The organism is Natronomonas sp. (genome assembly GCF_046710025.1).
In the GTDB taxonomy this organism is placed as follows: domain Archaea; phylum Halobacteriota; class Halobacteria; order Halobacteriales; family Haloarculaceae; genus Natronomonas.
On sequence record NZ_JBKEGK010000161.1, the window covers coordinates 1 to 5868 of the forward strand.

Here is a 5868-nt window from a genome sequence, read left to right on the forward strand (position 1 = left end):
GAGAGATAATGGAAACCTTCCAAGAGAACCCGATGGAGTTCGGGATAGCCTTCGCGAAGGCCTGGTACAAGCTGACCCATCGGGATATGGGCCCGCCTTCGCGGTTCCTCGGCCCGGAGGTGCCCGATGACACGATGGTCTGGCAGGACCCGATTCCGGATGTCGATCACGACCTGATCGGCGACGAGGCGGTTGCGGAGCTCAAAGCGGAACTCCTTGACTCAGGGCTGTCGACCCAACAGCTCGTCAAGACCGCGTGGGCGTCAGCATCGACGTACCGCGACAGCGACAAACGGGGCGGTGCCAACGGCGCACGGATCCGTCTCCGACCGCAACGGGAGTGGGAAGTGAACGAACCCGCCGAACTCGCGACCGTCCTCGACACGATTGAGGAACTCAAAGAGGAATTCAACGGATCCCGGTCCGACGACGTTCGGGTCTCGCTCGCCGACCTGATCGTTCTAGGCGGCAACGCGGCCGTCGAGAGAGCGGCTGCCGAGGCCGGCTACGACGTCGAGGTCCCGTTCGAACCGGGACGAACGGACGCCTCCGAAGAACAGACCGATGTCGACTCCTTCGAGGCGCTCAAACCGACTGTCGACGGGTTCCGCAACTACATCCAAGACACTGTCAACCAGCCAGCTGAAGAGCTGCTTGTCGACGATGCTGAACTGCTAAACCTGACGGTCAACGAAATGACAGCGCTGGTCGGCGGGATGCGCGCCCTTGGCGCAAACTATCAGGAGTCCGACCTCGGCGTCTTCACCGATGAGCCGGGGACACTGACCAACGACTTCTTCGCGAACCTGCTTAGCATGGACACGAAGTGGGAGCAGTCCGAGGAGTCCAAACACGTGTATGAGGGCTACGACCGTGACACGGGCGAACTCAACTGGACGGGAAGCCGAATCGACCTCATATTCGGTTCGAACGCCCGGCTTCGAGCCATCTCCGAGGTGTACGCGGCCGAGGACGGGGAGGCAGAACTGGTTCACGACTTCGTGGACGCGTGGCACAAGGTGATGACGCTCGATCGCTTCGACCTCGAATAGAGTCTCTCAGGGATTCGGCCGATCCGGACGCCGTCTCCCAGCTTTAAACTAGACGATAATATCGGAGCTGACCGCAACACAGCGAACGTCAGAGATGTCTTCGAGAGGAAATGTGCGGTCGACATCCTCGCTCAACTCGCTGACGGGGCCAAACGATTCGGCGAGGTTGATAAAGCGCTCGTGGTGAGTCACAGCACGATAGCCACCTGTCTCACCGACGGGGCCAAAGTCGACCGCTGGCGTAGGAGTCGCCCACCCAACCGTCCATTCAGATCCGACGCTCAGTCGGGTGTCGCCCGGTTCAAACCGCGTAGTTCGCTAGCCAGTAGGCCAGATACACCCCAAGCAGGAGCACACCGGTCGGGCGGTCGACCCGCCCCCGGAGAAACGCGACGGCCACGATACTGAGCGTCAGGAGAAAGAACGGCCAGTGGACGGTCAACACCGTCCCCGTCGTATCGAGGGGGCGGACCATCGCAATCAGACCCGCGTTCGCGCTCACAAAAAAGAGGACACTCCCGACGACGTTGCCGACGCCGATATGCGGGCGGCCGCGTCGGACCGGTTCGACGGTCAAGAACAACTCCTCAAGCGAGGCGACAAAGCTCAGTACGGTCGCCCCGAAAGTGAGGCCGGTGACGCCGAGCAACTCGAGCAAGTCACCGGCGCCGGAGACGGCCAGCTCGGAGCCGACAGTCATCCCAATCGCGGCGACGACCGCCACCGCGAGGTATGCGACCCCCCGGTATCGCTCGGGAACGCGCTCGGCGACGAGATCATCGATGTCGAGATCAAGGTCGATGTCTAGATTCGACCATCCCCCGTCTTCCTCGCGATCCGACCCTCGCGTTCCGGTTCCGTTGTCCGCCTCCGTCCCGCGTCCATCGTCTGCCTCTGCTCCGCGTCTGTCGTCCACCTCCGTCCCAGTTTCATCCTCCTGGAGAGCAATCTCCTCGGCGGAGAGGTACTGCGTCTCAGTCCGGCGTTCGAGGGCGTACACGACCGCCAGGTAGGGTAAAAAAATCGCGGTGAGTATCGCGCCGTCGAGCCGCGAGAGCGTGCCGTCAAGTGCCAGCGCCAGAAACAAAAGCGGTGAGAGGATCATCAATCCGAGGTAGCTCCGCGGGACGTTCGTCTCGAAGGGAACGACGACGCCTGCGAGACCGACGGCGGCCGCCAACACGAATAGCGCCTCCCCGAAGACGGTTCCGAGCGCCAACCCTGGTAACTCCCTGACCGCCGCGGTGAGACCGAGGACGACGTTTTCGAGGTCGGTCCCGGCGAGGACCACCGTGAGAAAGAACCCTGATGCGCCGAGCGCCAGCGCCGCCTCCGCGACTGCTTCGATGAACGTCTCGACGCTCACGACGACGATCACGACGCCGACGAGAAACAGGACGGCCGGAGCCAGGCCACCCGACGCCTCGAACACCATAGAATCGGGGACGGGGTGGCGCGTAATAAAATCCGTTGAGCGTCGATCAATCCAACACAGTCGGCGGCGACGTAGCTATGGGTCCAAGGATCGGCGCGTTCGTCGGGCAACCAGTCGCCGCAGTATCGGTCGTTGAGCGCCGTCTCGACGCTTCGGTGGCTCAGTCTCTCCGGGAAATCGTTTTTCAGAACAGTTCAGCGACGTCTTGGGGGACGCCGATATCGTCGGGTGAACGACGTACAGGTCCATGGCTGGGGCCGCCACAGATCAAACCGTGATTCCCTATCCGGGGCGGCCCTACAGCATGGATCAGAAACGGCCGGGACGGCGAGTTGGGGTCACGCCCGCCGCGACGAGACCGGACCGCGCTTGCGGCCGCGTGATTCCCCGGTGTCCACCCCGACAGCGCGTTCGGCCGCCGTCAGCCAGTCAGCGACGGTGTACGTCGTCGCGCCGCCGCTTTCGTCGGGGACCGTATATGGGACGACGCCAGCCAACCCCGACGCATCCGGGGTCGCACGCGTCAATGTCAACAGCATCACCGGGACACAGAGGTCGGGCTCGGACGGCTCGTCATCGAGCAGCGATTTGGGTGCTCGTCGGCGAATCGCCGGCCGAAGTGAACATCCGACATCGTCGGCCCACCGATCAAGCCGGTCGACGAGTGCGCCACACGTCGTGGCGTCGCTTTCCGACTCGACCGCGTGTCGGCGTGGTGGCCACTGCTCGGTATGCACCTTGGCCACCAACTGCGTCTCCGAGAGAGCCTCAAGACGGCGTGCGACCGACTCGATCTGGCGTTTGCTCGGCGCACTCACGTCACCGCGGACGTACTGGGTCACCTCGACGGGCGTCGTTGAATCCACACAGACGGGGTGATCACTCGGATCGAACCGGTCAGGCGATACGGATCGACCGATTGGTTCTGTGCGGGGTGTCACGGTCGTCGATCGGGAATCAGCCATCATGTGACGGCATGACCGATGCGCACCTAAACGCTTCTAGGAGCAGTACGGAGAGCTTACCATGGCACAGTAGCTCCCAGTATTGTGCGACGCTAGTCGCCGCCGTCGTCCCGCCCCATGGTATAAAACACGTCGTTGGGACGCATGTCGGCGAACACCGCCATCCGGTTCGAGAGGTTGAACAATGCCACGACGCTGGCGATATCCCATATCTCCTCCATCGAGAACCCCGCCTCGCGGAGTCGGTCGAGGTCCGCTTGGTCGATCGTACCGGGTGACTCGGTGAGCGTTTCCGCGAAGTCCAGCATCTCGCGATGGGGCTCCGAAAGGTCCGCCGTTCGGTGGTTCGTCGCCAGTTGATCGGCGAGTTTCGGGGCGTCGGCGAATATCCGGAGCAAGGCCCCGTGAGCGACGACACAGTACAGACAGTCGTTGATCCCGGACACCGTGACGACCAGCATCTCAATCTCCTCGCGTTCGAGCGGCGTGTCCTCCGTCAGGGCGTCGTGGTACGCAAAGAAAGCCCGGAAATGACTCGGCTTGTAGGCGAACGCCGAGAAGACGTTCGGCGTGAATCCGGCGCGTTCGGTCTCCTCGTCGATCCGTTCGCGGATATCCGCCGGCAGCGACTCCCGCTCGGGGACCGGGAACCGGCCCATCGCGTCATCGTTCATACATCTTTGTACCAAGGGCCAGAATATAGGTTATTCCCCGATTCCTACCCACTTCCTCCAAGCGCTCCGGCTTATTGGCCTTCGCCGGACCAGTCGTTACGACGAGTTCGCTCGATGGCATAGAGAAATAGATACCCCACGGCACCGAGAACGAAGAGCGTCGCCGGGATCAAGAAGGGGCCGAAGGTCCCGAACAGCCACTCGAAGGCGGTGACGAACTGGGCGGCGACGCTTGGCATAGCTAACTGTAGAGCGCCGACGGTTATAAGATTCGAGGTCAGCGGTTGATCGGCGATGAGCGACAGCCGATGGCCGTCCGTGCCGTCCCGAAACGCGGCGTGGCTGAGATTAGTTGTCCGGACTGTAGTTCGGCGCCTCGTCAGTGATCACGACGTCGTGGGCGTGGCTCTCGGTCTGGCCGGCCGAGGAGACCCGCACGAATTCGCTTCGCTCTTTGAACTCCGGGATCGTCTTCGCACCGACGTAGCCCATCCCAGACTGCATCCCGCCGACAAGTTGGTACAGTTCCGAGGCGAGCGGCCCCTTATAGGGCTTTGCGGCCTCAACGCCCTCGGGGACGAACTCCTCGTCTTCGGGTTCGTCCTTGAGATAGCGGTCGCCGCCGCCGTCGTTCATCGCGCCGACCGATCCCATCCCGCGGTACTGCTTGTAGCGTTTGCCGTTCATCGTGATGACGCGGCCGGGGGCCTCGTCCGTCCCGGCGAAGTACGACCCGAGCATGACGGCGTCGGCGCCCGCGGCGATGGCCTTTATTGCGTCCCCGGAGTACCGGATGCCGCCGTCGGCGATGACGGGAACGTCATGTCGCGACGCGACATCTGCGACCTCTGCGACCGCGGTGATCTGCGGCATTCCGGATCCGGAGACGATCCGTGTGGTGCAGATTGACCCCGGGCCGATGCCGACCTTGATCCCGTCGGCAAAGTCGGCGATCGCCTCGGCGGCCTCCCGCGTCCCGACGTTGCCGACCACGACATCGGCGTCCACCTCGGCTTTGATTTCACGGGCGGAGTCGATGACATCGAGGTTGTGAGCGTGTGCACAGTCGATAAAGACGATATCGACGCCGGCGTCGTCGGCCGCCCTAGCGCGGTCCGTCTCAAAGGGGCCGACCGCGACCCCGGCAACCAACGCCTCGTCGTCGTCGCGGGCCGCGTTGTCGTGTTCGCGCCGGGCGAGCACGCCCGCCATCGTAATGAGGCCGGTCAGGCGGTCCGCCCCGTCGACGATCGGCACGCGCTCGATCTTGTGTTCGTACATCAACTCGAGGGCTTCCCGCGGCGTCACGTCCTCGCCAGTCGTAACGACCTCGTCCGTCATCGCCTCCCGAACTGCGTCGTACTCGCCGACCTCCAGGTACGGGCGGATGTCGGTTCCGGAGATGATCCCCAACACGACGTCGTCGTCGTCGACGACGGGCGCGCCCGAGACACCCTCTCGCTCCATCATCGCGTCGACCTCGCGGACAGTCTGATCGGGGTCGGCAGTGACGACGTCGCGGATAATGACTTCGTCGGCGCGCTTGATTTGCTCGACGTGCTCGGCCGTCTCTTCGACGGTCATATTGCGGTGGAGGACGCCGAGACCGCCTTGACGGGCCATCTCGATGGCCAACTCGGCCTCGGTGACGGTGTCCATCGCGGCCGAGATGACGGGGAGATTCAGCGTGACGTTCGTCGAGACGCGGGTCGCCATGTCCGCATCGTCGGGTTCGACGCGGC

At 63.4% G+C, this 5868-nt stretch carries 6 protein-coding genes; 1 reads left to right on the forward strand and 5 read right to left on the reverse strand.

Annotated elements, in window-relative coordinates; translation table 11 throughout:
* The coding region (locus ACI944_RS10675) for a peroxidase family protein (RefSeq protein WP_411719034.1) at positions 1 to 1052 on the forward strand (1052 nt) is incomplete at its 5' end.
* Positions 1053 to 1353: 301 nt separating this feature from the next.
* Here ACI944_RS10675 and ACI944_RS10680 read toward each other — a convergent pair.
* From ACI944_RS10680 to guaB, 5 genes are all read right to left on the reverse strand, one after another.
* The gene (locus tag ACI944_RS10680; RefSeq protein WP_411719035.1) at positions 1354 to 2487 is read right to left on the reverse strand and encodes a sodium:calcium antiporter; all 1134 of its coding nucleotides are present in this window, start codon (positions 2485 to 2487) and stop codon (positions 1354 to 1356) included.
* Between the two features lie 338 nt (positions 2488 to 2825).
* Entirely contained in the window at positions 2826 to 3353 is a 528-nt protein-coding gene (locus tag ACI944_RS10685) for an HTH domain-containing protein (protein ID WP_411719036.1), read from the reverse strand.
* 191 nt (positions 3354 to 3544) lie between these two features.
* A complete protein-coding gene (locus tag ACI944_RS10690; RefSeq protein WP_411719037.1) occupies positions 3545 to 4126 on the reverse strand; it encodes a peroxidase-related enzyme in 582 nt (193 codons plus the stop codon).
* 71 nt (positions 4127 to 4197) lie between these two features.
* Positions 4198 to 4365 carry a hypothetical protein gene (locus ACI944_RS10695; protein ID WP_411719038.1) on the reverse strand — a complete coding sequence of 56 codons (168 nt, stop codon included), beginning with the start codon at positions 4363 to 4365 and terminating at the stop codon, positions 4198 to 4200.
* Between the two features lie 109 nt (positions 4366 to 4474).
* The coding region (guaB, locus tag ACI944_RS10700) for an IMP dehydrogenase (protein ID WP_411719039.1) at positions 4475 to 5868 on the reverse strand (1394 nt) is incomplete at its 5' end.